This is a genomic window from Bradyrhizobium sp. SZCCHNRI2009 (genome assembly GCF_032485115.1).
Lineage (GTDB): Bacteria > Pseudomonadota > Alphaproteobacteria > Rhizobiales > Xanthobacteraceae > Bradyrhizobium.
In genome coordinates, this window is sequence record NZ_JAUEUH010000007.1 from 1 (window position 1) to 25,276 (window position 25,276).

A 25,276-nucleotide genomic window follows, 5' to 3' on the forward strand; every position below is an offset into this window, starting at 1 on the left:
GCGCCAATTCGTCCTCGAAACAGATGGCGTTCACGACGAAACTACTGCCGACTTTTTCAACGGAATCGGTCAAAAGCGTTCCTATGATCCTTTGACGGCCTGCTTCCAGTCCGCTCCGGGAGCGGACGTCGCGAGCGCCAACCGAGAAGATCCGCGAGGCGACGTCTCGAATCGGGCTCTCGGCCGGGCCATCTCAGCGCTCCTGAAATAGTCGCGCGGCGTGCCGTTGACGCGCACGCACTCGACTCAGAAAGGTGCCGAGGTGTCTATTCGTCGTCGACCCAAGCGCAACGATGCTAAGGGAGTCGCTTTAGTGCCCTGCCTCCCAATCGATACGCGGCCGTCACTCATCAATGTCGGGCCGCCGTCCTTCTCAGCAGCGACATTGCCACGTCTCGGCTACGTGGGGCACCGAAAGGTGGCCACTAAACCAGAAATGGATTGGCTCTGCCGATTGCTGGGCCATGCTGGCGTACTGTGGATGGAGGACCGAAGCACGTCTGGCGAGGCGAACCGGGTTCACACCCCGGTGCCCTGATCGACCCATAGCTTTGCCCATCGAGGGCAGGATGGGTATGTCCGCCGAAGCCTATGGCTTGCTGTTCTGCCAGATCCCTGAGAGCGGGTTCGGCAGCGGGACATAATCGCGCTTGTTCTAAAGGGCAGATCGAGGGTGAAGATGGTAAAAGGGTCGCGCCGGCCGGGCTGTCGTGAACGGAGTCGCTAGCAAGTATGGACGCGTCTCCGCCATTCGGCTTTCATCCCTGGCGCATCATGATGGATCGCTCGCCGGGGGCAGTCGGTCCCGCGTCCCGGCTTCGCCGTCGCATGCTGACGCTCCTGCGGCTGCCCTCTTGACTGGTCTCGCGATCGCAGTCGGTCCCGCGCCGCAAAGCGGCGCTCCTGCGGCTGCTCTTTCGCGTTCCGCGCCCTGGCGGCTGATCGCCGCGCCTTCTCTTCAAAGAAGATCCCAGGGCAAAGAGGTTCCCAGGAGCAAGCGGCGCCTCGCGTAAGGCGGCTTCGATTCCCTTGATCTCTATCGTGGTAGGCGTTCGCCCAGCGGCGATCATTCATTCCGACCTTCGGCCGGACGCACGAGGCTGCGGATCGTGAGCTCGTCGTGTAGATGCCGAAATCTGGCAGGCTCACCTCCGCGATGCTTGGCCGGCCTGACCACTTTGTGCGCGACCGATCGTCTTGCAGTCCGGCTGTCCGAAGCCGTGCCGCGTGGTCTAGAATCGTTTTCCTTTGGTTCCGTCAGCTTCGCGGCAGCGACGCTACAACGCCACCCGATGACTCCACACGAGCGAGCGCTTCGAGTCTCGGACGCGGAAAAGGTTGTCGCCGGGAGCTGTAGGATTGGGGCGCAAGGCGAGCCCGTCTTTGTGCAATCCGCCGGCTCGTTCAGGCCGCAGGTATATCTTCCTTGGCCGGCCCGCGTGCGACGATCTCGAGCGCGCCATCGGGCAATGGACGTTGCAGCTCCTTGGCCTCGTTCCATGGCGCACGCAGCCAGACCTCCCTCTCTTCTTCTGTCGTCAGGATGACCGGCATCGCCTTGGGGTGGATAGGTGCGACCACGGCGTTGGGCTCCGTAGTCAGGAAGCCGTAGACCAAATGAGGGCCTGGCAGCGGCTTGGATTTCGTGCCGCGGTCGCCTTTGAACTCGGTCCAAATGCCCGCGAAGCTGGTCAAGGGGCGATCATCAGACAAGGCAAACCAGACCACGTCCTTCTTCTTCGTCTCCGGGTTCGGCTCGGGCGCATATTCGGCGAAGCTGTTGAAAGGCACAAGGCACCGGTTCTCGGGCTTGAGCCAGCCGCGCCAATGCGGAGACGACGTGTTGCGGATGTTGGTCACGGGTGGCCCGCCAGTCCGCGGAGGTGGTGGCATTCCCCACCGCATCATCATCATCTCGCGGTCGTCTCCGGTGCCGCGAATGATCGGAGCCGGATAGTCGGGGAAGACGCCCGGCATCGAGGGGAGATTGCCCGCGAACTGGCGAACGATCCGAAAAAGCGCGGCGATGGCGGCCTGATTGGTGGTGATCGAGTAGAGATTGCACATCGTCAAGATGATCCCGGAACCAAGCGTCTCGCGGTCGGCATGTGGTGAGAGTAGATGTGCTCGGTACTTGTCTTCAGGTCGATCACCGCGCCGCAGAAGCAGCGCGAGCAACCTGACTTGGTTTGGGTCGGCTGAGGACATCCGGCCTCCCGCATCTGATCCTTCCAGGCGACGAAGGCCCGGTGCTGGCGCCATTCGTCGAAATCTTGCTGTGACCGATTCGATAGGAAGACGTTCCATGCTGCCTGGAACGCGTCGCGCGCCTGCTCATAGGTGCTGGCGCCGCCAAGCTGTTGCTCGCCTGGGTGACTGCCTGGATAGAAGCCGCAGAACCACTGCCAGACGGGCGAACCGGAGGGGCCTTCGGGGCGCTCTGCAATCGTTCCCGCCTCGACGTCTCCGAAGTAAATGCGCCAGGTCTCGTTTGGCGAGTGCGGATCGCGGCGACGGGTGAGTGTAGGCATGCCGCATTGATTCCAGTCCCGCGGCTGAAAGTGAAGCCGCTACGCCTTGGGTGCAACTACATCGTCGTCCTCAATCTCTGGGACGGGCGCTTCGGGAACCTGAACGGGAGCGCTTGGTCTTGAGCTCGATCGAGAGCTGGATTCCACAGCGCTGTGCGCTCCTGTTTGGCGGCGAGAGGTCGTGGCCACTCTGCCGCTCACGGAACTCCATTTGGAAAGACGGTTCTCAGATACCGATCGTCAGCCCTCCCCGCGCGGGAATTCGCGAGCGTCGCCGGCGCTTTGGCAACATCGGCCGTGAGTATTATTCTCAAGATGAAATGTGGACGTGCGTCGGCTACACGAACGCAGGCGACGAGCCAAGCGTGAGCGAGCGCTTGCAGCAAAACGCCTTGGATTAGACGCAAGCGCTTCATGGTGGCGGCAAAGACGCGTCGAATTGTCTTCTCAAACAGCTCCGGCTTTGCCGGCATTTCAACACGGACATCTTTCTCTCACGCGGGAGCGACAGCTGAAGACGTTTGGAAGGCGGTCTCGTGCCCGGATCTCGACGGGGTCCGTGCTGCTTTTTCAGGTCGACAGGTTGTGTTCGCTCCAAACAGGTTCTGACCAATGCCCATTCCACCGCTCGATCCCGCTGTCGCCGACCTCGCGCCGACTGATTCCGTTCTGACAGCCTATGATGAAGAACATGCTGTGACGTATCTCCGCCTTCTGGATGCAGCATCCGAGGGCGCGGACTGGGAGGAGGTTGCCCGGCTCGTCTTGCACATCGATCCGGTCAACGAACCCCAGCGTGCCCGCCGCGCCTTCGATAGCCATCTGGCGCGGGCGAGGTGGATGTCTGAGAAGGGTTATCATCAGTTGCTACGCGGATCGGATCAGACGTAGCTCTGAGCTCCTGAGGCTGCGGCAGGCCCGCTTGGACTGGAAACAAGCCGCGGTCCGTCGCGAGCATGGACGGGCTCGCGAGATCATACGCAGGCAACCAAACTCAAGTTGCGGTAGAAGCGATCGAACATGCGGCGCAGCTTCAGCCAGCTTCGAAGCCGCCTTCCGGCATGCGCCGCGATCCACGGTCTTGGCCGTCACTCAGATCCTTCTCCAGGCGACTGAGGGCGTGGACAAGAGATCAGGGCGGAAGCCGCACGCGGAGCGTCCCTGGGTCGCGCCTGAGGCATCATCTGGCTGCCGCTCGCGCTTGATCCTGCCGGTGGGTCTGCGAGCTCACCCAATGGCAGCGGGCGGGCGATCGCTATCCGAGGATTTTCGGAACTGCCCTTGAGCGCGGCATTCAGCATGCCACTGATCGGCCTCCCATGCTCAGCTGCACTGGTCACCGGTGAAAAGACGGCTCGTGGCCGATAGGGGCTGTCACTAAGGCCGCGCCCGCCGCCGCAAAGACGAGTCGCTTCCTTGAGGCGAGGGGGTGCCGAAACCGCGCCCCTCGATCTCCGGCATCCCCCCTCGCTGCCCTGCGCGTCGATCATGTCCGTCGACGCGCCGAACGACCCGTGAGGGCGCGAACCTGTCCCGGAGGATGCTCGATGCCCGATCCGATAGCCGGTCCCCCGCCGCGCTTTCTTCGTACACCCGAAGCTGCGCGTTACCTTGGACTGTCCGGCCGCACCCTGGAAAAGCACCGCACCTACGGCACCGGCCCCTTATATCGCAAGATCGGCGGCCGCGTCGTGTATGCGCTCGACGATCTGAAAGCCTGGGCCGATCGCGGCACCAAGACGTCGACGGCTGATCCCGGCCAGGGCACCGTTCTGCCGGCGAAGCGACATCCAGGTCTCATTCCCTATGCAGGGCAGGAGCGTCGCGCGTCGCGGGCTGGGCGGGCTTGAACGTGCGAGGTTTGCGCAAATCCGAGCGCGATCAGCTCGATCTGTTTCGCGCGCTGCCTGGCGATCTGGCGCCGCGCGATGCGCAGGATCTGATGGCCTATCCGTTCTTCTCGCTGGCCAAGAGCAAGCGCGTCGTGCCGATCGACTTCCGCGCGGGGCCTGTCGCCATTCGGGTCGAGGCCGTCCCCGAACATGGCATGGCGACGATCTGGGACGCGGATGTTCTGATCTGGGCGGCGTCACAGATCGTCGAGGCTCGCGACGCCGGACTGAAGACGTCGCGCCTGATGGCCGCCACGCCGTATGAGATCCTGACGTTTGTCGGTCGCGGCACCGGCGTGCGTGACTACGACCGTCTGAAGGCAGGACTTGATCGGCTGCAGTCGACGACCGTGCTCACCTCGATTCGTCAGCCGGCCGAGCGGCGGCGGCACCGCTTCTCCTGGATCAACGAGTGGAAGGAGACGGCGGATGCCCATGGCAGGCCGTCCGGATTGCAGCTGATCCTGCCGGACTGGTTCTATTCGGGCGTCATCGATGACGCGCTCGTGCTGACGATTGATCGGGCCTATTTCGCGCTGACGGGCGGGCTGGAGCGCTGGCTGTATCGCCTCGTGCGCAAGCATGGCGGCCATCAGGATGGCGGCTGGAGCTTCGATCTCGGCTATCTGCATGCCAAGTCCGGCAGCCTCTCGCCGCTGAAGCATTTCGCCTACGACCTTCGCGAAATCGTCCGCCGCCAGCGCCTGCCGGGCTACGAGCTGGTCCTCACCCGCGATCCAAACGGCACCGAACGGCTGAACTTCGCAGCCGCCGTTACTGACCCGGTCGCAAGGCGTTTCGCCAGGCATCGCCCCTCGAGCTCCGCAGGGGACAAGCTGTGAATTGTCTCGTGCTATCGGGGACCGGAGGACGCGTGCCATCGAGGACCGGATCGTCGTGCCATCGGGGACCGAAGTCGACCCTAAGCCTTTGGTCTGGCGCGTCCTTTCCGCCTTCTAACTTACCTAACCGCAAAATCCTTCGGATTTTGTCTAACGGGCCCGAGCTTTGGGGCGCCGGTGCACGCTGGCTTCTCCTGCTGTCGACAGCGGAGACCGTGCGAGACGCCCCCGGTTTCCTCATTCCCGGCCCGCAGAGCCGTCCAGATTTCGTCAACCTCAGAGTTTGCCAATGAGCGAGCTGACGCGTGTCCAATTGCTGTGGCTGCAGGGAAAGATCGAAAACCGCATACGCTTCGGTCGAACCGTGCGGGAGCTTCGCCTCGACCGTTATCGCCGGGAGGTCGCGTTCACGCCGGGAAGCGTCTTTGCGTTCGTGCGCTGGTCGTCGAACGATTACGGCACGGTGCTGTCGCGGATCAACGTTCTGCAGGCCGTTGGCCCCGGAGAAGCCTGTGCGACCGTGCCCTTCGTCGCTCCGGGAGCAGCGATCCTGTTGCAGGTGTTTGGCTGGCCGAAGGTCGAGCGGGTGCTGCAGCAGATCGACGCGATCGAGGCGCTCGGCATCGATCCGGCGGATGTCGCACCGGATCATTGGTGGCACGTTCAGAACCGCATGGCCGCCGGACAACCGCCGCGTCCCTACACGGATCTGCGCCATCGGGCCTGGCTGCATCGAAGGACGATCATGCCATGACGAAATGGCTTGCCATTGGCGTCGCGATGCTCGCCGGGGTGTGGCTCGTGACGGAGGTCGGGCGACCAAGGTTGCGTCCGCTGCTCATCTGGAATGTCTCCGGCAGCGTTCCGATCGGCCTCTATCTGGTTCGGCCGGTCCGGCAATGGGTCACCAACGAGATCGTCGTTGTCCTGCCCCACGGCGTGTTGGCCGGATGGCTTGCGGACGAAGGCTACCTGCCGAGGGGCGTACCGATGCTGAAGCGCATTCTTGCTCTTCCCGGCCAGGCCGTTTGTCGTCGCGAGCATGTCATCCTGATTGATGGAGTCGAAGTCGGCATCGCGCAAGAGAGCGACAGACAGGGCCGGCCGCTCCCGGATTGGCGTGGCTGCCGCATCATCGGCGGTGACGAGCTCTTTCTGATGAACAGGCAATCGGATAGTTCGCTGGATGGACGCTATTTCGGTCCGACGGCGACATCGGACGTCATCGGGCGTGCCATTCCCGTGTGGACGAGGCAGCCGTGATGATTCACGCGTTCTGCGCACGACCTGCGAACGTCATGTCGACGTTGATGAGCAGCCGCTGCGATCGGAAACGGTCGTCATTGAGGTCGGCACGAGAGGCTTTGAATGACAAAGCCGACCGCAGCGGAATTCCTCGCGACGTTGTCATGCGGTGCGATGCGTCGGCCTCAACGATGATTGTCCGTCGCAGTCTTCACGGTCGCCGATGCTTCGCTGTTGTTTCCGGCACGCCGGCGCGGAGCGTCGGACCGAGAGCCGAGGCGAGGGTCCAAAGCCAGCCGCAAGCTGCCGACGGTCGACTGCAAGATAAAAGCGGCTCGCCTGTTGATCAGCAAGCCATTGACATGGCTCGCGTTCAACCGTGCCGTCCGGTCGGAGCGCGTGTCGCGCTGATGCTCTTTCTCAACAACATCAATGCTGCTTTCGGCACTATAGCCTCAATCCTTGCCGCGGGGTGCCGCGCATGAGCACCACAGAGCGCGAATTCCGCATCCGTCCGGGGCGCATCCGTCAGGCGCGTGAGAGGAAGGCCAGGAGCTTCATCAATCGCGTCCTGCGCGCGGCGAACGCCGCGGGGCACGTCACGCTGCCTTCGGTGATCGACGGACGCCGGCCGGCTGGCACCCATTCGACCTTCGGCCGCGGCCGTCTCAGCTTCAGTCGCGAGCGCCTCTTTGCCTCGGGCCGCCGCGTCACGGTGAAGGCCCGCATCGCAAGGCACAAGGGTCACGCGTTTCGGTCAGCGCCGCTGGCGATGCATCTGACCTATCTCAAGCGGGAGGGGGTCACCCGCGACGGCGAACCGGCAAGGATGTTCGATGCGCGAGCTGATCACGCCGACGAGGCTGCCTTCGAGGCGCGGAGCAGCGACGACCGGCATCATTTCCGCTTCATCGTCTCGCCAGAGGACGCAGCCGACATGGTGGACCTCAGAGCGTTCACGCGCGATCTGATGCGGCAGATGGAAGCTGATCTGTCGACGCGTCTCGAGTGGATCGCGGTTGATCATTGGAATACGGACCATCCGCACGTTCATGTGCTCGTACGCGGTGTCGATCAGACGGGCGCAGATCTCGTAATGGCCCGCGACTATATCGGCCGGGGCCTGCGCTCCCGGGCCGAGGAGCTGGTGGCGCTCGAGCTCGGTCCGAAGCCTGAGCACGACATCCGCAACGCACTGGAAAGAGAGATCACCGCGGATCGCTGGACACGGCTCGATCGCGAGATCCGCATGGCCTGCGATGAGGTGGGGGCCATCGATCTCCGTCAGCGGGTGGCAGCGGGTCCTGATCCCGAGGTCCACCGCCTGATGCGAGGGCGCCTGCAATATCTCGAGCGCCTGGGACTGGCAGCGGCGGCCGGACCCAACGAGTGGATGGTCGAGCTTGGCGCAGAGCGACAGCTCCGCGAGCTCGGCACGCGTGGTGATATCATCAGGACCATGCATCAGGCGTTCGCTCGCCGTGGTGAGGAGCGGAGCGCTGCGGACTACGTCATCGACGGGATCAACAGTCCATCATCGATCATGGGGCGGTTGGTCGACCGTGGACTCCACGACGAGCTGACCGGCGAAGCCTATGCAGTGATCGATGGCATCGACGGCCGCGCCCACCACGTTCGCTTCCGCGGGATCGAGGCTTTTGCGCAGGCGCCTCAGCCTGGCGGCATTGTGGAGATCAGGCGCTTTGGCGCTGCGGACGAGGCGCGGCCGACCCTGGTCCTGGCGACGCGCTCGGACCTGGCCCTGGCCGACCAGATCAAGGCCGAGGGAGCGACCTGGCTCGATCATCGGCTGGTCGAGCGTGAACCTGTCTCCCTGGCCTTCGGCGGATTTGGCGCGGAGGTGAGGAGCGCGCTGCGCAGCCGGGCAGAGTATCTCGCGGACCGGGGACTGGCGCAGAGACATGGCCAGCAGATCGTCCCGCAACGGGATCTTCTGAAGACGCTGCGCAGGCAGGAGCTTGAATCCGTGGGCGCGCGGCTGTCGGCGACCAACGGCGCGCCGCAGCTGAAGGTCGACCCCGGCCAACAGGTTGCGGGCATCTACCGCCAGCGGCTTGTCCTGGCCTCCGGCCGCTTCGCCATGATCGACAATGGTCCCGGTTTCTACCTCGTCCCGTGGTCGCGCGACATCGATCACCGGCTCGGTCAGAAGGTCACGGGCCTTGCGAAGGCCACTGGCATCGACTGGCAGCTTGGTCGCAAGCGCGACCTCGGTCTTTAGAACTCGGGAGACACCACATGCCTGCGACGAGAATCCAATGGGCACAATTACTCGCCGTCGTGCTGATCAACCTGCTTGCGATATGGGCCGCGACCGAATGGACGGCCTGGCGGCTCGCCTTCCAGTCGCGATTGGGGACGCCATGGTTCATGCTGGCCGGCTGGCCAGTCTACTTCCCACCGACCTTGTTCTGGTGGTGGTTCATCTACGATGCCTATGCCCCCTCCGTCTTTGCCGAAGGTGGGGCTATCGCGGTCAGTGGCAGTCTCGCGTCTATTGCGGTTGCGGTCGGCATGTCGCTGTGGCGGTCGCGCGAGGCGAAAGCCACAGCAACTTATGGGTCCGCGCGCTGGGCCGAGCTGGGCGAGGTGCGCAAGGCGGGACTGCTCGGCGAGGATGGCGTGGTCCTGGGACGGTTGGGAGCGCGCTACCTGCGCCATGACGGACCGGAGCATGTGCTTTGTTTTGCACCGACGCGGTCTGGCAAGGGCGTCGGTCTCGTGGTGCCGTCTCTTCTGACGTGGCCGGGATCGGCGATCGTTCACGACATCAAGGGCGAGAACTGGCAGCTCACGGCAGGATTCCGCGCGCGGCACGGCCGCATATTTCTGTTCGACCCGACCAACCCGAATGCCTCAGCCTACAATCCGCTGCTCGAAGTCAGGCGAGGGGCCTGCGAGGTGCGTGACGTCCAGAATGTCGCCGACGTGCTGGTGGATCCCGAGGGATCCCTCGACAAGCGCAATCATTGGGAAAAGACCAGCCATTCGCTTCTGGTCGGTGCCATCCTGCACGTTCTCTATGCCGAGCCCGACAAGACCTTGGCCGGCGTTGCCGCGTTCCTCTCCGACCCCCGGCGCACGATCGAGGCGACGTTGATGGCGATGATGGCGACGCATCATCTGGGCGCGGCCGGGCCGCACCCGGTGGTGGCATCGACAGCGCGCGAGCTTCTGAACAAATCGGAGAATGAGCGCTCGGGCGTCCTTTCAACGGCGATGTCATTCCTCGGTCTTTACCGGGATCCGGTGGTGGCTGCTGTCACGGGGAGATGTGATTGGCACATTGCTGATCTGGTTGCAGGGGAGGAGCCTGCGACGCTGTATCTCGTCGTGCCGCCATCCGACATCTCACGTACGAAGCCGCTCATTCGTCTGGTTCTGAACCAGATCGGCCGGCGCTTGACCGAGGATCTCAAGGCAAAGCAGAGCCGGCATCGTGTCCTGATGATGCTGGACGAGTTTCCGGCGTTAGGCCGGCTCGACTTCTTCGAATCCGCTCTCGCCTTCATGGCTGGGTACGGCATCAAGAGCTTCCTGATTGCGCAATCGCTCAATCAGATCGAGAAGGCCTATGGGCAGAACAATGCCATTCTGGACAACTGCCATGTCCGCGTCAGCTTCGCGACCAACGACGAGCGAACCGCCAAGCGCGTCTCGGACGCGCTCGGCACCGCAACCGAAATGCGGGCCGTGAAGAATTATGCCGGGCATCGCCTGGCGCCATGGTTGGGTCACCTCATGGTGTCGCGCCAGGAGACGCCGCGTCCGCTCCTGACGCCGGGCGAGGTGATGCAATTGCCGGCGGCTGATGAGATCGTGATGGTCGCCGGCGTACCACCGATCCGCGCCAGGAAGGTGCGATATTTCGAGGATGAGAGACTGGTCTCGCGCATCCTGCCGCCGCCGGACATCGCCAGGACCAGAGCGTCCGTGAGTGCGGATGACTGGTCATCGCTTGCGCCCCTCTCGCCCGTGCTCACTGGATCCCGGCTGACGGTGCCCACCGAGACAAGGGGCGAGCAGGCCAATGGCGGCTTGCGACGCGAGCCGGAGCTGCCGCAGCACGAAGCGATCGCGAGCGAAACGACGAGCCTAGATCCGGTGGACGAGTTTTCTGTCGTGCTCGATGACGATGATGGGACGCCGCAGCTGGTCAGCTCACGCGATGCGAGCACGACGGGGATTGCGCGTCAGGCTGCGCTCGACCCGCGCGATGACATGGGCTTGTGAGGACAGACCAATGCGGGATCGAATGAATGTCTACTTCCCGCCGGAGCTGCTGCGGCAGATCGTAGAGCTCGCCGATCGCAGGAAGCTTTCGCGCTCGGCCATCGTCGAGGCGGCGGTTCAGTCGTTTCTGTCGCCGGATGCGGCTGATCGGCGCGAGGCGGCGCTCACACGCCGGCTCGACAGGCTGTCGCGGCAGATGCAGCGGCTCGAGCGTGATGTCGGCATCCTTGCCGAGACGCACGCATTGTTCGTTCGCTTCTGGCTGACCGTGACACCCCCGCTGCCGTCCGAAGCGCAGGCCACAGCGCAGGTCAAGGGACGCGAGCGGTTCGAAGGCTTTGTGGAGGCGCTCGGCCGCCGGCTGCAGAAGGGGCAGAGCTTCCTGCGCGAAATTCCTGAGGATTTCGTCAGACCGCCGTCGAGCGAGCCCGGCTCCTGAGGCGGTGGAAGCGTCGATCGGGACCGTTCCAGCGCGCGGGTTGAGCTTGGCATCTACGCCAGCGTTTCTTTCCACCCGCCAGGCTTCGAACGTTCGAATCTTGCGCGTGCCAGGCCAGGCAAGCTGACCTAATCGACGGACCAGATGAGGTCCGAACGATGAAGAAAAAACTCACTTTGCAGCTATCCAGCGAGATTCTCGCCCGCCTTGCCGGCGCAGCCGAGGAAAGATGCGTGAACCGCACGATCGTCGTGGAAAAGGCGCTCGAACGGTTTCTAGCCCAGCCGCTGGACGGACCGATGCCGGCGCAAGATCGCCTGCAGGGCCTGGAACAGCAGCTGCAAACGATTCAGCGCGACATCGCGGCCCTCAATGAGACGGTCGCCCTTCATGCACGCTACCATCTGGCGTTGACGTCGCTGGCGGATCAGGAGAGCACGGGCGCAGCAAGGGGCGGTGATCGTGATTTCGACCAGGCGATGCGGATTGGCGCGATCCAAAAGCTGCAGCGTGACTTGTCGGAAAGGCAGCGAGAGAGGCGACCCGATGGCGCTGCGCGAGCCGGTCAAGTGAGCCAGCCATTTCCGGCTCAACTTCGCCGTGCCGAGCCTCCAATCGCCGAGGTGTCCTGGGGCGTGCCTGCCGCCGGGGAGGGCGGCGAGGATCCCTTTCGCCTCCCGCCTCAATCGAGCCGTTGAGCGATCCCGCGAGCACGCAGATCACGGCAGTTCGTTGTCGGCCTATGCCTTCGGCCGAAAGGGCACCGAAGCCGGAGACCAAGGCCATCGCGAGATCACAGGCTGGCGGCTCGCCGCCCTGGTGTTTCTGCCCTTCGCAATGGGCTATTTCCTGTCCTATCTGTTTCGCACCATCAATGGACTCGTCTCTGCCAGTCTTGCCTCAGAGCTCGGGTTGAACGCGGCCGACCTTGGTCTGATCACGGCGGCCTACTTCCTGGTCCTTGCGGCTGCCCAGATCCCGGTCGGCATGATGCTCGACCGCTATGGCCCGCGCCGGGTTCAGAGCGCGCTTCTTGTCGTCGCGGCCTTTGGCGCGGAGGCCTTCGCAAGGTCGTCGGGGCCGCTCTCGCTGCTCCTCTCACGCGCCCTGATCGGGCTCGGGGTCGCTGCGGCTCTGACCGCGGGCCTGAAGGCCATTGTTCTGTGGTTTCCGCGCGAGCGGGTGGCGTTGGTCAATGGGTACATGGTCATGCTCGGGGCGCTTGGCGCTGTCAGCGCGACGCTGCCCGCCGAGGCGATCCTGGTGAAGACCGGATGGCGCGGCCTGTTTGACATCCTGGCCATCGCGACCGCTGCAGCGGCGATCCTGATCTATTGCCTGGTGCCGGAGCGCGAAACGCAGGCGTCGTCCGCGTCGGAAGCAGGTGGCTTGCGGAGCATTCTTCGCGACGTCCGGTTCTGGAGGGTCGCGCCGCTATCCGGAGCCTGCATCGGATCGGCGTGGTCGCTCCAGGGCTTGTGGGCATCCGCGTGGCTGGCCGACGTGGAGGGCATGACCCGCGCCCAGGTCGTGACAGCGCTGTGTCTGACCGCCCTGATGCTCAGCCTCGGTGCGTGGATGCTCGGTGCGTTGGCCAACTGGACGCAACGCAGGGGATTAGGTCCAGAGCATTTGCTGGCTTTGATCGCCGTGCTCTTCATGGCGGCGCAGCTGGCGCTGGTGTGGCGGCTGCCATTGCCGGCAATCGCGCCATGGCTGATCATCGCGATCGTCGGAGCCGCTACCGTGCTCAGCTTTGCGATCATCTCGGACTATTACCCGAAGGAATTGGCTGGCCGCGCCAACGGGGCCTTGAACGTGGTGCATTTCGGGTGGGGGTTTCTGGCCCAGTACGGGATCGGTGTTTTGCTGGCCCAATGGCCGCAATCCAATGGGCACTATCCTGTCATCGCCTATCAGGTTGCCTTCGGAGTGAACCTCGCGCTGCAGGCAGCAGCACTGATTTGGTTTGCCGCTCCACGAGAGCAGAGGCCGCGATCATCGGAGGCGAGCAGCGGGACCGAATTTGTCATGGCCGACCTCGCCGCGACCTCAAGCGATCGCCCGGCTCCCGCCCGCGAGCCGCCAAGCCATGCCAGATGGTGAGTCGACGCCGCGGCGCCGGTGGCGACCTTCGCCTTTGCTAGAGCAGCGTTCGCCGTCGCTCTCGGCCGCGAGGGGGCGGTGCTGCGGGCCCATGACCCGCGCTCTGAAAGCTGCTGCCCCGCCTTGGTGATCTGCTTGTCCCGCCCGAAAGAGCCCTCCTGTCTCTACGCTTTCCTGCGCCAGGCTACACCCGAAGCGCTGTTGGTCTTGCTGCTGCAGGAGGTCTGCATCTTTGATCATCACAAGCGATGCTGACCGCGCTTCAATGATCGGAGATGAGAGTGACCGGCTTCGTCCAGACACAGCGCATCACGCGTGGCACCCGCATGCTGCGGACGGCATTGGGGCCTGCCATCGCGCGTCATCTCGACGATCAATCCGTCGTGGAGATCATGCTCAATCCGGATGGCCGGCTCTGGGTCGATCGGCTCGCGTCTGGCTTGGCCGATACCGGTGAGAGCCTCGCTGCCGGTGATGGCGAGCGCGTCGTCCGGCTGGTCGCGCACCACGTCGGGCTCGAGGTCCATGCGGGCTCTCCGCGCGTGTCGGCGGAGCTGCCGACGACGGGCGAACGTTTCGAAGGCCTGCTGCCGCCGCTCGTTGCAGCCCCGACATTCGCCATCCGCAAGCCCGCGATCGCCGTCTTTACGCTCGACGACTACGTGGCTTGTGGGATTGCGACCGCAGAACAGGCCGGCGCGTTGCGGCGGGCTGTTGCCAACCGCTGCAACATTCTGGTGGCCGGCGGCACCTCGACCGGCAAGACCACGCTTGTCAATGCCTTGTTGGCTGAAGTGGCGATGACCGGCGATCGCATCGTGCTGATCGAGGATACGCTCGAGCTGCAATGCTCGGCGCCCAACCTCGTGACGCTTCGAACCAAGCAGGGTGTCGCGTCGCTTTCGGATCTGGTGCGCGCCGCGCTTCGGTTGCGCCCGGATCGCATTCCGATCGGCGAGGTCCGCGGGCCCGAGGCGCTCGATCTCGTCAAGGCCTGGGGCACCGGCCATCCCGGCGGCATCGGCACCATTCATGCCGGGTCCGCACTCGGCACCCTCCGGCGGCTGGAGCAGCTGATTCAGGAGGCCGTCGTGAGCGTCCCACGTGCTCTGATTGCCGAGACGATCAACGTGATCGCCGTTCTTGCCGGGCGCGGCTCGCAGCGGCGGCTCGGCGAGCTCGTGCGTGTCGAGGGGCTCTCACCTTGCGGAGACTACATCCTCGCTCCTTTGGGAGATCAGCGATGAAGGCGCGACTGTCTTGCTGGTCCATCGCCACGATTGCGATTGCTGCAGCCGCAGTGCTCGTGGCGGTGGCGCCGGTGCATGCGGCGGGCTCGAACATGCCTTGGGAGCAGCCGCTCAACAAGATCCTGCTTTCAGTCGAGGGGCCGGTCGCCAAGATCATCGCCGTGATCATCATCATCACGACGGGTCTGTCACTGGGTTTTGGCGAAACCTCCGGTGGCTTTCGGCGGCTCATCCAGATCGTCTTCGGTCTCTCCATCGCCTTTGCCGCCTCGAGCTTCTTCCTGTCGTTCTTCTCCTTCGGCGGCGGCGTGGTGTTCTGATGGATAGTGAGATCAAGGGCTTCAGCGCGCCTGTGCATCGCTCGCTGACCGAGCCCATTCTGCTCGGGGGCGCGCCGCGATCGGTCGCGATTGTCAACGGCACCGTGTCGGCGGCGCTCGGCCTCGGTTTGCGGCTCTGGTTCTTCGGCCTGCTGCTCTGGTTCGTCTGCCACATGGTCGCGGTCTGGGCGACACGGCGCGATCCATCCTTTGTCGAGGTCGTGCGCCGCCACCTGCGGATTCCCAATCATCTCAGCCAGTGAGGCTCCCATGTTCAATTTGGCCGAATACCGCCGCACCAATATCCGGCTTGCGGACTTCCTGCCCTGGGCGGCGCTGGTGGACGAGGGCGTCGTCCTCAACAAGGACGGCTCGCTGCAGCGGACGGCGCGTTTTCGCGGGCCTGACCTGGAGAGCTCGGTCGCATCCGAGCTCACAGCAGTCGCCTTCCGTCTCAACAACGCTCTGCGGCGCCTGGGGTCGGGCTGGGCGATCTTCGTCGAGGCGCAGCGGCATTCGGCCGGAGCCTACCCAATTTGCGTGTTTCCGGATGCCGCGTCCGCCCTGGTCGATGCCGAGAGAAAGGCACAGTTCGAGGAGCAGGCGGCGCACTACGAGTCGAGCTATTATTTGACGTTTCTGTACCTGCCGCCGCGAGAAGACGTCGCCCGTTCCGAACGCGTGCTCTATGAAGGCGCACCGCAGCGGGAGGGCTCGCGCGGCCGCGACATCCTGCGAAGCTTTGTCGATCGCACCGACCGCATCCTGCAGCTCGTGGGCGGCTTCATGCCGGAATGCGGCTGGCTGGGCGACGACGCCGTGCTGAGCTATCTGCACTCGACCGTCTCGACCAAGCGCCAGCGGGTCCGCGTCCCTGAAATCCCCATGCATCTGGATGGGCTGCTCGCCGACCAGCCGCTGACCTGCGGCCTCGCGCCGATGCTGGGGGCGGTCAATCTCCGCGTGCTCACCATCATCGGCTTTCCCTCTGCAACGACGCCAGGACTGCTGGACGAATTGAACGGGCTTGCCTTCGCCTACCGCTGGTCGACCCGCGCCATCATGCTCGACAAGCAGGATGCCGTGAAGCTCGTGACACGGATCCGCCGGCAGTGGTTTGCCAAGCGCAAATCTCTGGCGGCGATCCTCAAGGAGGTCGTGACCAACGAGGCGGCAAGCCTCGTTGACAGCGACGCCCACAACAAGACCGCTGACGCCGATGCGGCGCTGCAGGATCTCGGCTCCGATGAGATCAGCCAGGCCTATGTCACCGCGACCGTGACGGTGTGGGATCCTGATCCGGCGAGGGCTGACGAGAAGCTGCGCCTGGTGGAGAAGGTGATCCAGGGGCGCGATTTCACCTGCATGACGGAGACTGTGAATGCGGTTGAGGCCTGGCTCGGCAGCCTTCCGGGGCACGTCTATGCCAATGTGCGCCAGCCACCGCTGTCGACGCTGAACCTTGCGCATCTCGTCCCGCTCTCGGCGGTCTGGGCAGGTGAGGTGCGTGACCATCATCTGAGGGCGCCTGCGCTGCTGTTCGGCCGCACCGATGGCGCGACGCCATTCCGGTTCTCGCTCCATGTCGGCGATGTCGGCCACACGCTGGTGATCGGACCGACCGGAGCCGGCAAATCGGTGCTGCTGGCGCTGATGGCGCTGCAGTTCCGCCGCTATCCGAATGCGCAGATCCTTGCGTTTGATTTCGGCGGCTCCCTGCGGGCCGCCGCGCTTGCCATGGAAGGTGACTGGCATGATCTCGGTGGAGCGCTGTCGGCCGATAGCGAGACCTCGATCGCGCTGCAGCCGCTGGCAGGCATCGGTGATGTGATGGAGCGCGCCTGGGCGGCGGATTGGATCGCCGGCCTGCTGGTCCGCGAGAAGATCGTGGTGACCCCGGACGCCAAGGAGCATCTCTGGTCGGCGCTGACCTCGCTGGCTTCCGCGCCAGCTTCTGAGCGGACCCTGACCGGCCTGTCGGTGTTGCTGCAGTCGAACATCTTGAAACGGGCCCTCAAGCCGTATTGCCTCGATGGCGCTCACGGACGACTGCTGGATGCCGATCATGAGCTCGTGGGCGACCGGTCGGTCCAGGTGTTTGAGACCGAGGGGTTGATCGGGACCGCTGCCGCTCCCGCTGTCCTCGCTTATCTGTTCCATAGGATCGCCCGGCAGCTCGACGGCCGCCCGACACTTCTGATCATCGATGAAGGGTGGCTGGCGCTGGACGACGCCGACTTCGCGGGCCAGCTCAGGGAGTGGCTGAAGACCCTGCGCAAGAAGAACGCCTCCGTCGTTTTCGCGACCCAGTCGCTATCCGACATCGACGGCTCGCCGATCGCACCCGCCATCATTGAGAGCTGCCCGAGCCGCATCCTGCTGCCGAACGAGCGGGCGCTCGAGCCACAGATCATGGGCATCTATCGTCGCTTCGGTCTCAATGATCGTCAGATCGAGCTCGTCAGCCGTGCGGCCCCCAAGCGCGACTATTACTGCCAGTCGCGCCGGGGCAACCGCATGTTCGAGCTTGGCCTCGGCGAGGTCGCGCTCGCCTTTGCCGCGGCGTCGTCCAAAGCCGATCAGGCCGCGATCTCGGACGTTCTGAAGTCCGCTGGCAGGGACGGCTTTGCGGCAGCGTGGTTGCGGCACCTGAAGCTTGGCTGGGCGGCCGACCTCATCCCGCGCCTCGACAATCTGGAGACGCGGCGATGATCTCTGGCAAGCGATGGGCAGCGTCGTTGGCGCTGCTGGTTCTGACCTCGGCGGGGCCGGTGCGGGCCCAGCTCGTCGTCTTCGACCCCAACAATTATGCTCAGAACGTGCTGACCGCCGCACGTGAGCTGCAGCAGATCAACAATCAGATTCTGGCCCTGCAGAACCAGGCCGAGATGCTGATCAATCAGTCGCGCAACCTCGTCAGCCTGCCGTATTCGTCATTGACGCAGCTGCAGCAATCGATCCAGCGGACCCAGGATCTGCTCAAGCAGGCTCAGCGCCTGGCCTACGACGTGCAGCAGATCGAGCAGGCGTTCAGGACGATCTACGCGCCGGCAGCCGCCGGCGCCAGCGCCGCTGACCTCGCAGACAATGCGCGCTCACGCTGGCAGACGTCCGTGGCCGCGCTGCAGGATGCGCTCAAGCTTCAGGCAGGCGCGGTCGGCAATCTCGACACCATCAAGAGCCAGTCCGCCGCGCTGGTTGCCGCGAGCCAAGGAGCCGCCGGCGCCCTGGCTGTCAGGCAAGCCGGCAACCAGATCCTGGCGATGCAGGCGCAACAGCTCGCGGATCTGACGGCGGTCGTGGCCGCCCAGGGACGGGCGCAGAGCCTCACCATGGCGGAGCGCGCGGCGGCACAGGATCAGGCACGCGAACAGCTCCGCCGCTTCCTGACGCAGGGTCAGGGCGACCAGCCCTCCAACGTACGAATGTTTCACTGATGATGACGAGCGTTCCGGACCAAATTGGCGGATCCCCCGCCGCGGCTGCCCGGCAGCTCATGGTTGAGATTGCCCGATGACCGGAACGGGGATCATCGATCAATTCCTGGAGACCTTTACCCGGACAATCGACAGCGGCTTTGGTCTGGTGGGCGGTGAGGTCGGATATCTCGCAACCACGCTCGTCACCATCGATGTGACGCTTGCTGCGCTCTTCTGGGCGTTTGGCGGCGAGGACGATGTCGTCGCCCGGCTGGTGAAGAAGACCTTGTTTGTCGGCGTGTTCGCCTACCTGATCGGCAATTGGAACAGCCTCGCCCGGGTCGTCTTCGAGAGCTTCGCAGCACTCGGCCTGAAGGCCTCCGGCTCGGCGCTGTCGGCGGCGGACTTCCTGCGCCCGGGCAGGATCGCGCAAGTGGGTCTCGATACCGGGCGGCCGCTGCTCCAGGCGATCTCGAGCCTCCTGGGATATGTGGGCTTCTTCGAGAACTTCCTGCAGATTGCGGTCCTGTTGTTTGCGTGGGTGGTCGTGCTGCTCGCCTTCTTCATTCTGGCCATCCAGCTCTTCGTCACCCTGATCGAGTTCAAGCTCACGACGCTTGCTGGATTTGTGCTCATCCCGTTTGGTCTGTTCGGCAAGACCGCCTTCGCAGCCGAACGTGTGCTCGGCAATGTCATCTCCTCCGGTGTGAAGGTTCTGCTGCTCGCCGTGATCTCAGGAACCGGCTCGACCCTGTTCGGTCAGTTGACCCAGGTGACGAGCGGCGATCCTCCGACCGTCGAGAGTGCCATGGCCCTGGTCCTGGCGTCCCTGGCGCTGCTCGGCCTTGGATTGTTCGGGCCCGGGATCGCCAATGGTCTTGTCGGCGGCGGACCGCAGCTTGGAGCAGGGAGCGCGGTCGGGGCGTCGCTTGCAGCGGGTGGTCTCGTCGTGGCCGGCGCCGGCATGGCCGCTGGCGCAGCGGGGCTCGCAGGCGGCGCGATCTCTGGTGCAAGCCGTGCTGTCGCGCCGCTTGGTGCGGCGGCGTCCGGCGGCGGGCGCGTCAGCGGCGCTGCCGCCGAGGCAGCAGGAGCGAACGCGAGTCCCCTTCGCCAAAGGGCGAATGTCCAGGCTGGCGGCTCGGATCAGCCGGGTCAGGCCGATGGCTCGGGCTCTCCGATGTGGGCGCAGCGCATGAAGGCAGCGCGCGCCGTCCATCAGGGCGCATCTACAACGGCACAAGCCGTTCGCCATGCCGAGCGCGGCGGGCAGGGAAGCGCGGTCGATCTCTCCGAGGGGAAATCCTGACATGTTCAAGCGGTCATCTGTTCATTACGGCCGTACGCCCGAGCCGGTGACGCCCTATCAGAAGGCAGCACAGGTCTGGGATGAGCGCATCGGCTCTGCGCGCGTGCAGGCCAAGAACTGGCGGCTGATGGCATTCGGCTGCCTCACCCTCGCCGCAGGCTTCGCGTCCGCCCTGATCTGGCAGTCGGCCCGCGGTACGGTGACGCCCTGGGTGGTCGAGGTTGGCCATCTCGGCGAGGTCCAGCGGGTAGCGCCTGCGGTGGCTGACTACGTGCCGACCGATCCGCAGGTCGCCTTCCATCTTGCCCGGTTCATTGAGGACGTGAGAGGTCTGCCGGCCGATGGCATCGTGCTGCGCCAGAATTGGCTGCGCGCCTACGACTTCACGACCGATCGCGGCGCGGCTGCCCTGAATGACTATGCCCGCTCCAATGATCCTTTTAGCAAGCTCGGGAAGATCCAGGTCTCGGTCGAGGTCTCCAGTGTGATCCGCGCCTCGCCGGACAGCTTCCGGATCGCCTGGGTCGAGCGTCGCTACGAGAACGGCGCCTCGGTTGCGACCGAACGCTGGAGCGCGATCCTCACCCTCGTGTTCGCCATGCCGGACGATGCTGACCGCCTGCGCAAGAACCCGCTCGGCGTCTACGTCCAAGCCATCAACTGGTCGAAGGAGCTGTCGCAATGAGCAAGCCAATGGTCCGGAGGGCTGGAGGGCCAATGACGGCGGGAGCCGCCGTTCTGGTGCTGCTCTGCAGCTGCACAACGACCAATCTGCCCAAGATCAGCTATGACAGCGAAGCACCACCATTGCCGGCGCCGCCAGCTGCGCTGGATGGAAAGGTTCAGCCGCTTCATCTTCCGCCGCCCTGGAAAGTGTCCCTTGGTGGCAAGGCGGGAGCCCAGGAAGAAGCGGAGCCGCTCGACCGCGTCGAGATGGCCAATAGCGCGGCGCGGGTCGAACCGCGCAAGAAGGGCTACTTCAACGCGACGCAGATCTATGCCTACAGTCCCGGCGCGCTCTATCAGGTCTATGCGGCGCCCGGGCAGATCACCGACATCATGCTCGAGGAAGGTGAACAGCTCACAGGGTCGGGGCCCGTGTCCGCCGGCGACACCGTGCGCTGGGTCGTCGGCGATACCGAGAGCGGTGCGGGCGAACGCCGCCGCGTCCACATCCTGGTCAAGCCGACGCGTGCCGCGATCGAAACCAATCTCATCGTCAACACCGACCGGCGGACCTATCTGCTCGAGCTGCGCGCTCGTGACAAGCCGTATATGCCCGCCGTGGCCTGGTACTATCCCCAGAATGCCGAGACGAGAGCGCGCCAGCTCGTCTTGAGGCCGGAGCTGCCCAATCCGGCGCTGCGACGCTTCCGCTATCGCATCGAGGGGGATGATCCGCCATGGAGGCCGGTCAACGCCTATGACGACGGTCGCAAGGTCTATATCGAGTTTGCCCCTGGCATTGTGCAGGGTGAATTGCCGCCCTTGTTCGTCATCGGGAGCGATGGTGCGCCCGAGATCGTCAACTACCGTGCCTTCCGCAACATCATGATCGTCGATCGGCTGTTTGCCGCGGCCGAGTTGCGCCTCGGCGGCGAGGAGCAGCGCAAGGTCAGGATCGTCAGAACCGACGGAGCCTCAGGGTGAAAAACGAGGAGGATGAGGCTTCTGCGTCTCAGGCTCCGTCTGCAGCCGAGAAGGCTGAGCGGCGCACGAAAAGAATGCGCCTGAACGGAGATCTTCCGCCGGTTACGCGGCTGTCGCGCAATGTCCTGGCCGGCGGCAGTGCAGTTGCGCTCCTGTTGATGGGAGGCGCCGTCGTCTGGACATTGCAGACCAACAGGCCGAGCAAATCGGGTCCATCCGAGCTCTACAGCACTGATCATCACGACATCGCGGACGGGGTTTCGGCCCTGCCGCGTGACTACACCAGTCTTCCCAGGAACGTCCCAGTGATCGGACCGCCGCTGCCCGGGGATCTCGGCAAGGCGATTGTCGCTGCGCAGGGCCAGGCACTTGCGGTCACCCCCGATCAGGAGCAGCTCCGCCATGAGCAGGAGCGGGATGCCGCTCGCTTGAGCCGCCTGTTTGCGACGGTCAATGTTCGTGGCACCGAGGCCGCGGCGAGCGGGCCTCAGACCAGCGAACGCGCGGGCGCGATGCCCAGTCCCGACGACGCGTTCGCCCAGAATGGCCAGGACCGCAAGCTCGCCTTCGTCAATGCCGCGGTCGATCGCCGGACCACGAGTGCCGACCGTGTCAGCCGGCCGGCCTCCCCCTATGTGGTTCAGGCCGGGACCGTGATTGCGGGCGCCCTGATCACGGGCATTCGCTCCGATCTGCCGGGGCAGATCACCGCTCAGGTCACCGAGAACGTGTTCGATTCGCCGTCAGGCCGCTTCCTGCTTGTCCCGCAGGGCGCGCGGCTGATCGGGATATACGATAGCCAGGTGACGGCCGGGCAATCGCGCGTGCTCCTGGTCTGGACCAGGCTGATCATGCCCAATGGACGGTCGATCGTCCTGGAACGGCAGCAGGGCGCCGACGCTGCCGGCTATTCGGGTCTCTCGGACGAGGTCGATAACCACTTCAGGCAGCTGGTTGGCGCAGCGCTGCTCTCGACGCTGCTCTCGATGGGCAGCGAGGTCAACGCGGGCACCAATCAAAATACGAACAATGCCGCGATCATCCAGGCGCTCCGCCAGGGCTTCGGCAACTCCATGAGCCGCACAGGTCAGCAGCTGGTTGGTCAACAGATGAACGTCCAGCCGACTCTGACAGTGAGGCCGGGCTTTCCGGTCCGCGTGATCGTCAATCGTGACCTCGTGCTCGAGCCGTATCAGGGGTAGCAGTCATGGCGAAGCTGAAGATCTCGGAACTTCCCGATGAGAAGCCGGTCAAAATCACGGTCGAACTGTCAGCGAGCGTGTTTCGCGATCTGCAGGCCTATGCCGAAGCTGTCGGCCGCCATTCGGACCAGCCGGCCAATGATCTTGGTCGCCTGGCCTCGGCAATGGTGGCACGTTTCATGGCGACTGATCGGGCGTTTGCCAAGTCGAAGCGGGCACCAGCCATCAAGGCCAGATAGACCCGGAGCCGCGCATCGCGTTGGCTTCCTCCGCAATGCATACAAACCAGGACCGCCTGGCGCTCAAAGTTGATACATTCGGCGTTCCTGAAGCAGGGAAGCTTGTGAGCGACAAATCCAGCGTGGCAGGCTTTCTTGAGCGAAGCAGCCGACGCGTTGATCGCCACCGATTGCGGTGATGCCGCATCTTCTTCAGAGACGGTCAATCGCGCTGAGGCCCAAAGCCTGATGCAAGCGCTGATCGGCCCTCACTGGCGGGCCCTGCGGCGGCAAGATGGTCGAAGGTTCGGGGATCGCGCTCATCCAGCCTCCACGAGCCCTTCCAACTCTGGGCTGCAGGCCAGTCCTTTGGGCTCCGATGGAGCATCCTCTGCCAAGCGCCGGGACGGTGCTGATGGGACAGGCCCAGGAGAAGGGCTTTCATGCAGCGCTTTAGGGACGCCCGTATGCTGGCGAACCAATTCCAGGACGGCTGATGATACCCCGATATAGGCTGCCCCAATGTCATGCCCCGGAAACGGCAGCTTCGCTCCCAGTGGCCTCACCGGGCAGCCATGGGCAGCGATGACATTCTTGAAGATCCAGCTGGGCATGACACCAAGATAGGACGAGATGCCGTTGGCGAGGCCGAATTCCTGACAAGCCTGTATGAGCTGCCCGATCACTCGGCGCCGTCCGCCGGTGCTCAGCGCACGATCGCAGCCGAATCGCGATGCTTCCCAGATTTCGTCCGAATGCGGCAGCAAGCCTTCAACCAGGTTAGGCCACAAGGACTTGACCATGTAGGGGCGTGTGGTCGGAATCAGCCGTGCAGTTCCAAGCGCCTGATCTTGCTCGTCCACGACCAGGATGTAGGTGGCTGCCGGTGTGTCGAACTCATCATATTCCATGCCCTGATAATGAGGCACGGACCACCCCTGGCGCTCGACGAACATCCGGTACCGCAGCCGATGATGCGAAATCCAGGCTTCGCCATATCGATGGACGGTTTCCCACCTGATTAAAAGGGTACGCATGAGCATCTTCCAATGTGCCACGTGACGGGAAGATGCAGACTAATCGGCACAGCGTCAGCGAGGCAGCTACCCAGTCGAGTAGTTCGCGCGTCTGTGGAGCGGCTGCTGTCCTACCGGCTGCTCAGAGGAAGACAACTGTCAGACATCGCCCCAATATCACCTACAATCTGGCGCAATTCTGAGTTGTATTGGGGTGTAGTTCTTGGCTTTTGCAAGGCTCGTCCAGGCCCGTTTGAACGGGTTCAGCTTGGGATGGCCGCGAGGCCTGACTTGCGCGTGCTGCGTGCCGGGAGAATGTCCCTGGTGCGCATGATCCGATCGAAACTTGTACCAGCAATCTCGTGCATGCTGACACAAGTGCCGAAGATCGCTCATCAAACAGGCACTTTGCTGCGCGATCTGATTGCCGGAGTCGGCAAGATCGTCAGGGCCGCCGCTTCCGGAGAAGGGCATTGTTGATGACATCGCGGCTTCTGAAAAAATCAATCGAATATGATCGTCAATTGCACGACGGAGCGTATCATGGTACGGTCTACCTCAGGTTGGGTTGGAGTTTGGACAAGCAAGCGCCTGCTTCTCGCCTTGATAGAGGCAGACGAGGGGGCAAGGACGGACCGTCGGCAATCGGGACATTCAGACGGATTCGTTTTCACGATCACATCTGGGCGGAAGTTTGCGCAGCTTTGTCTGCCGTGAGGTAGCAATGGACCTCTTCAGCTTCATCGATTGTGCAAACCGCACGCAGTCGCTGTCCGACCTCTTCGATCTTCTCGTCAGTTCTGCAGCCGATGAGGGGTTCGGCCAAGTGGCTTATGGCGCCCTGAACTATGAAGAGACGGTACGGCTGCCAGAGCATCCTATGCCGGCCGTCGCTCTCAACTTTCCGCTCGATTGGCGAGAGCACTATTTCGAGCGCAAGTATCACGAGATCGATCCGGTCGTCAGGCGAACCCCGTTTCATAGCAGTCCATTCATGTGGGATCAGCTGCTCGAGCAGAAGCAGCTGCAGGATGGCGAGCGGTTGGTCCTTCGTGAGAGCCGCGAAGCCGGTCTCAAGCACGGGGTGAGCGTGCCGCTGTTTGGGCCATCGGGGCGCATCTCCGTTCTATCCTTTGCATCCAGCTTCGACGATGCCGACCCGATCCGGCATATGAAGCATCTTCACGCCTTGGCGTGTCAGTTCCATGTTGCTTTTGGCGAGCTTGCCCAGCCAGCGATGGGCAAGAAGGCGATTGGGCTCTCGCAGCGCGAACGCGAATGCCTGAAGTGGACCGCAGAGGGCAAATCCTCCTGGGATATCGGAATCATCCTCAAGATCAGCGAAAACACGATCAACTTCCACCTCAAGAAGGCGATGAGAAAGCTTGGCACGAACAGCCGGACGGTCGCCGTCGTGAGGGCGATAAGGCTTGGTCTCATTGAGATCCCCGGATTATCCGGCCCATCCGTGTCGGCGTGGACCGACACGCCACCGACTGAAGCCGACGCCGCCCGACCGTTGCCGCTCTGACACTCACGACGAAGCGCCGTTCCTGCGCGGCGCGCAATTGGCGAAACGGCGCGAT

The 25,276-nt window shown here is 63.9% G+C and carries 24 protein-coding genes; 22 read left to right on the forward strand and 2 right to left on the reverse strand.

Annotation, left to right across the window (positions count from 1 at the left end; genetic code table 11):
• Window positions 1-211: hypothetical protein (locus QX041_RS23585; protein WP_316166664.1), on the forward strand; the 211-nt coding region annotated here is incomplete at its 5' end.
• A 1,193-nt stretch (window positions 212-1,404) separates the two neighbouring features.
• Here QX041_RS23585 and QX041_RS23590 read toward each other — a convergent pair.
• Entirely contained in the window at window positions 1,405-2,067 is a 663-nt protein-coding gene (locus QX041_RS23590) for an SOS response-associated peptidase (RefSeq protein WP_315718658.1), read from the reverse strand.
• Window positions 2,068-3,143: 1,076 nt separating this feature from the next.
• On the opposite strand from QX041_RS23590, the gene QX041_RS23595 reads away from it, so the two are divergent.
• The 20 genes from QX041_RS23595 (at window position 3,144) to QX041_RS23690 (ending at window position 22,695) form a co-directional block, all read left to right on the forward strand.
• Window positions 3,144-3,422: a DNA -binding domain-containing protein gene (locus tag QX041_RS23595; RefSeq protein ID WP_315718652.1), complete on the forward strand. Its 279-nt coding sequence runs from the start codon at window positions 3,144-3,146 to the stop codon at window positions 3,420-3,422.
• A gap of 656 nt (window positions 3,423-4,078) precedes the next feature.
• A complete protein-coding gene (locus QX041_RS23600; protein ID WP_315770026.1) occupies window positions 4,079-4,381 on the forward strand; it encodes a helix-turn-helix domain-containing protein in 303 nt (100 codons plus the stop codon).
• Window positions 4,382-4,383: 2 nt separating this feature from the next.
• Window positions 4,384-5,265, forward strand: coding sequence for a replication initiator protein A (locus QX041_RS23605; protein WP_315770028.1), 882 nt, complete (start codon window positions 4,384-4,386; stop codon window positions 5,263-5,265).
• A 289-nt stretch (window positions 5,266-5,554) separates the two neighbouring features.
• On the forward strand, window positions 5,555-6,019 hold the full coding sequence (locus tag QX041_RS23610; RefSeq protein ID WP_315770030.1) for a DUF2840 domain-containing protein: 465 nt from the start codon (window positions 5,555-5,557) through the stop codon (window positions 6,017-6,019).
• Window positions 6,020-6,045: 26 nt separating this feature from the next.
• Window positions 6,046-6,528 (forward strand): S26 family signal peptidase, encoded by a 483-nt coding sequence (locus QX041_RS23615; protein ID WP_316166665.1) that lies wholly within the window; start codon window positions 6,046-6,048, stop codon window positions 6,526-6,528.
• Between the two features lie 463 nt (window positions 6,529-6,991).
• Window positions 6,992-8,752, forward strand: a complete 1,761-nt coding sequence (locus QX041_RS23620; protein WP_316166666.1) for a relaxase/mobilization nuclease domain-containing protein — start codon at window positions 6,992-6,994, stop codon at window positions 8,750-8,752.
• A gap of 17 nt (window positions 8,753-8,769) precedes the next feature.
• Window positions 8,770-10,764, forward strand: a complete 1,995-nt coding sequence (locus tag QX041_RS23625; RefSeq protein WP_316166667.1) for a conjugal transfer protein TraG — start codon at window positions 8,770-8,772, stop codon at window positions 10,762-10,764.
• A 10-nt stretch (window positions 10,765-10,774) separates the two neighbouring features.
• The gene (locus tag QX041_RS23630; RefSeq protein ID WP_315716450.1) at window positions 10,775-11,203 is read left to right on the forward strand and encodes a CopG family transcriptional regulator; all 429 of its coding nucleotides are present in this window, start codon (window positions 10,775-10,777) and stop codon (window positions 11,201-11,203) included.
• Between the two features lie 158 nt (window positions 11,204-11,361).
• Window positions 11,362-11,901 carry a hypothetical protein gene (locus QX041_RS23635; protein WP_316166668.1) on the forward strand — a complete coding sequence of 180 codons (540 nt, stop codon included), beginning with the start codon at window positions 11,362-11,364 and terminating at the stop codon, window positions 11,899-11,901.
• Window positions 11,902-11,935: 34 nt separating this feature from the next.
• A complete protein-coding gene (locus tag QX041_RS23640) occupies window positions 11,936-13,309 on the forward strand; it encodes an MFS transporter (RefSeq protein ID WP_316166669.1) in 1,374 nt (457 codons plus the stop codon).
• 275 nt (window positions 13,310-13,584) lie between these two features.
• Window positions 13,585-14,556, forward strand: coding sequence for a P-type conjugative transfer ATPase TrbB (gene trbB / locus QX041_RS23645; protein WP_316166670.1), 972 nt, complete (start codon window positions 13,585-13,587; stop codon window positions 14,554-14,556).
• A complete protein-coding gene (locus QX041_RS23650) occupies window positions 14,553-14,879 on the forward strand; it encodes a TrbC/VirB2 family protein (RefSeq protein WP_316166672.1) in 327 nt (108 codons plus the stop codon). The genes trbB and QX041_RS23650 overlap by 4 nt, the downstream gene beginning before the upstream one ends.
• The gene (locus tag QX041_RS23655; protein WP_315773483.1) at window positions 14,879-15,142 is read left to right on the forward strand and encodes a VirB3 family type IV secretion system protein; all 264 of its coding nucleotides are present in this window, start codon (window positions 14,879-14,881) and stop codon (window positions 15,140-15,142) included. Before QX041_RS23650 ends, QX041_RS23655 begins: the two co-directional genes overlap by 1 nt.
• A 7-nt stretch (window positions 15,143-15,149) precedes the next feature.
• On the forward strand, window positions 15,150-17,591 hold the full coding sequence (gene trbE / locus QX041_RS23660; protein ID WP_316166673.1) for a conjugal transfer protein TrbE: 2,442 nt from the start codon (window positions 15,150-15,152) through the stop codon (window positions 17,589-17,591).
• On the forward strand, window positions 17,588-18,316 hold the full coding sequence (trbJ, locus tag QX041_RS23665) for a P-type conjugative transfer protein TrbJ (RefSeq protein ID WP_316166674.1): 729 nt from the start codon (window positions 17,588-17,590) through the stop codon (window positions 18,314-18,316). Before trbE ends, trbJ begins: the two co-directional genes overlap by 4 nt.
• Window positions 18,317-18,392: 76 nt before the next feature.
• Complete coding sequence (gene trbL, locus QX041_RS23670) at window positions 18,393-19,604, forward strand: P-type conjugative transfer protein TrbL (RefSeq protein WP_316166675.1); 1,212 nt, start codon at window positions 18,393-18,395, stop codon at window positions 19,602-19,604.
• Between the two features lies 1 nt (window position 19,605).
• The gene (gene trbF, locus QX041_RS23675) at window positions 19,606-20,289 is read left to right on the forward strand and encodes a conjugal transfer protein TrbF (RefSeq protein ID WP_315716441.1); all 684 of its coding nucleotides are present in this window, start codon (window positions 19,606-19,608) and stop codon (window positions 20,287-20,289) included.
• 32 nt (window positions 20,290-20,321) lie between these two features.
• The gene (trbG, locus tag QX041_RS23680) at window positions 20,322-21,254 is read left to right on the forward strand and encodes a P-type conjugative transfer protein TrbG (protein WP_316166676.1); all 933 of its coding nucleotides are present in this window, start codon (window positions 20,322-20,324) and stop codon (window positions 21,252-21,254) included.
• A 74-nt stretch (window positions 21,255-21,328) separates the two neighbouring features.
• The gene (locus tag QX041_RS23685) at window positions 21,329-22,456 is read left to right on the forward strand and encodes a TrbI/VirB10 family protein (RefSeq protein ID WP_316166677.1); all 1,128 of its coding nucleotides are present in this window, start codon (window positions 21,329-21,331) and stop codon (window positions 22,454-22,456) included.
• 5 nt (window positions 22,457-22,461) lie between these two features.
• Window positions 22,462-22,695 (forward strand): DUF2274 domain-containing protein, encoded by a 234-nt coding sequence (locus QX041_RS23690; protein ID WP_316166678.1) that lies wholly within the window; start codon window positions 22,462-22,464, stop codon window positions 22,693-22,695.
• Between the two features lie 299 nt (window positions 22,696-22,994).
• Here the strand turns inward: QX041_RS23690 and QX041_RS23695 are convergent, their stop codons facing one another.
• The gene (locus QX041_RS23695) at window positions 22,995-23,711 is read right to left on the reverse strand and encodes an acyl-homoserine-lactone synthase (protein WP_316166679.1); all 717 of its coding nucleotides are present in this window, start codon (window positions 23,709-23,711) and stop codon (window positions 22,995-22,997) included.
• 703 nt (window positions 23,712-24,414) lie between these two features.
• On the opposite strand from QX041_RS23695, the gene QX041_RS23700 reads away from it, so the two are divergent.
• Window positions 24,415-25,221, forward strand: a complete 807-nt coding sequence (locus QX041_RS23700) for a LuxR family transcriptional regulator (RefSeq protein WP_316166681.1) — start codon at window positions 24,415-24,417, stop codon at window positions 25,219-25,221.
• Window positions 25,222-25,276: the final 55 nt, after the last annotated feature.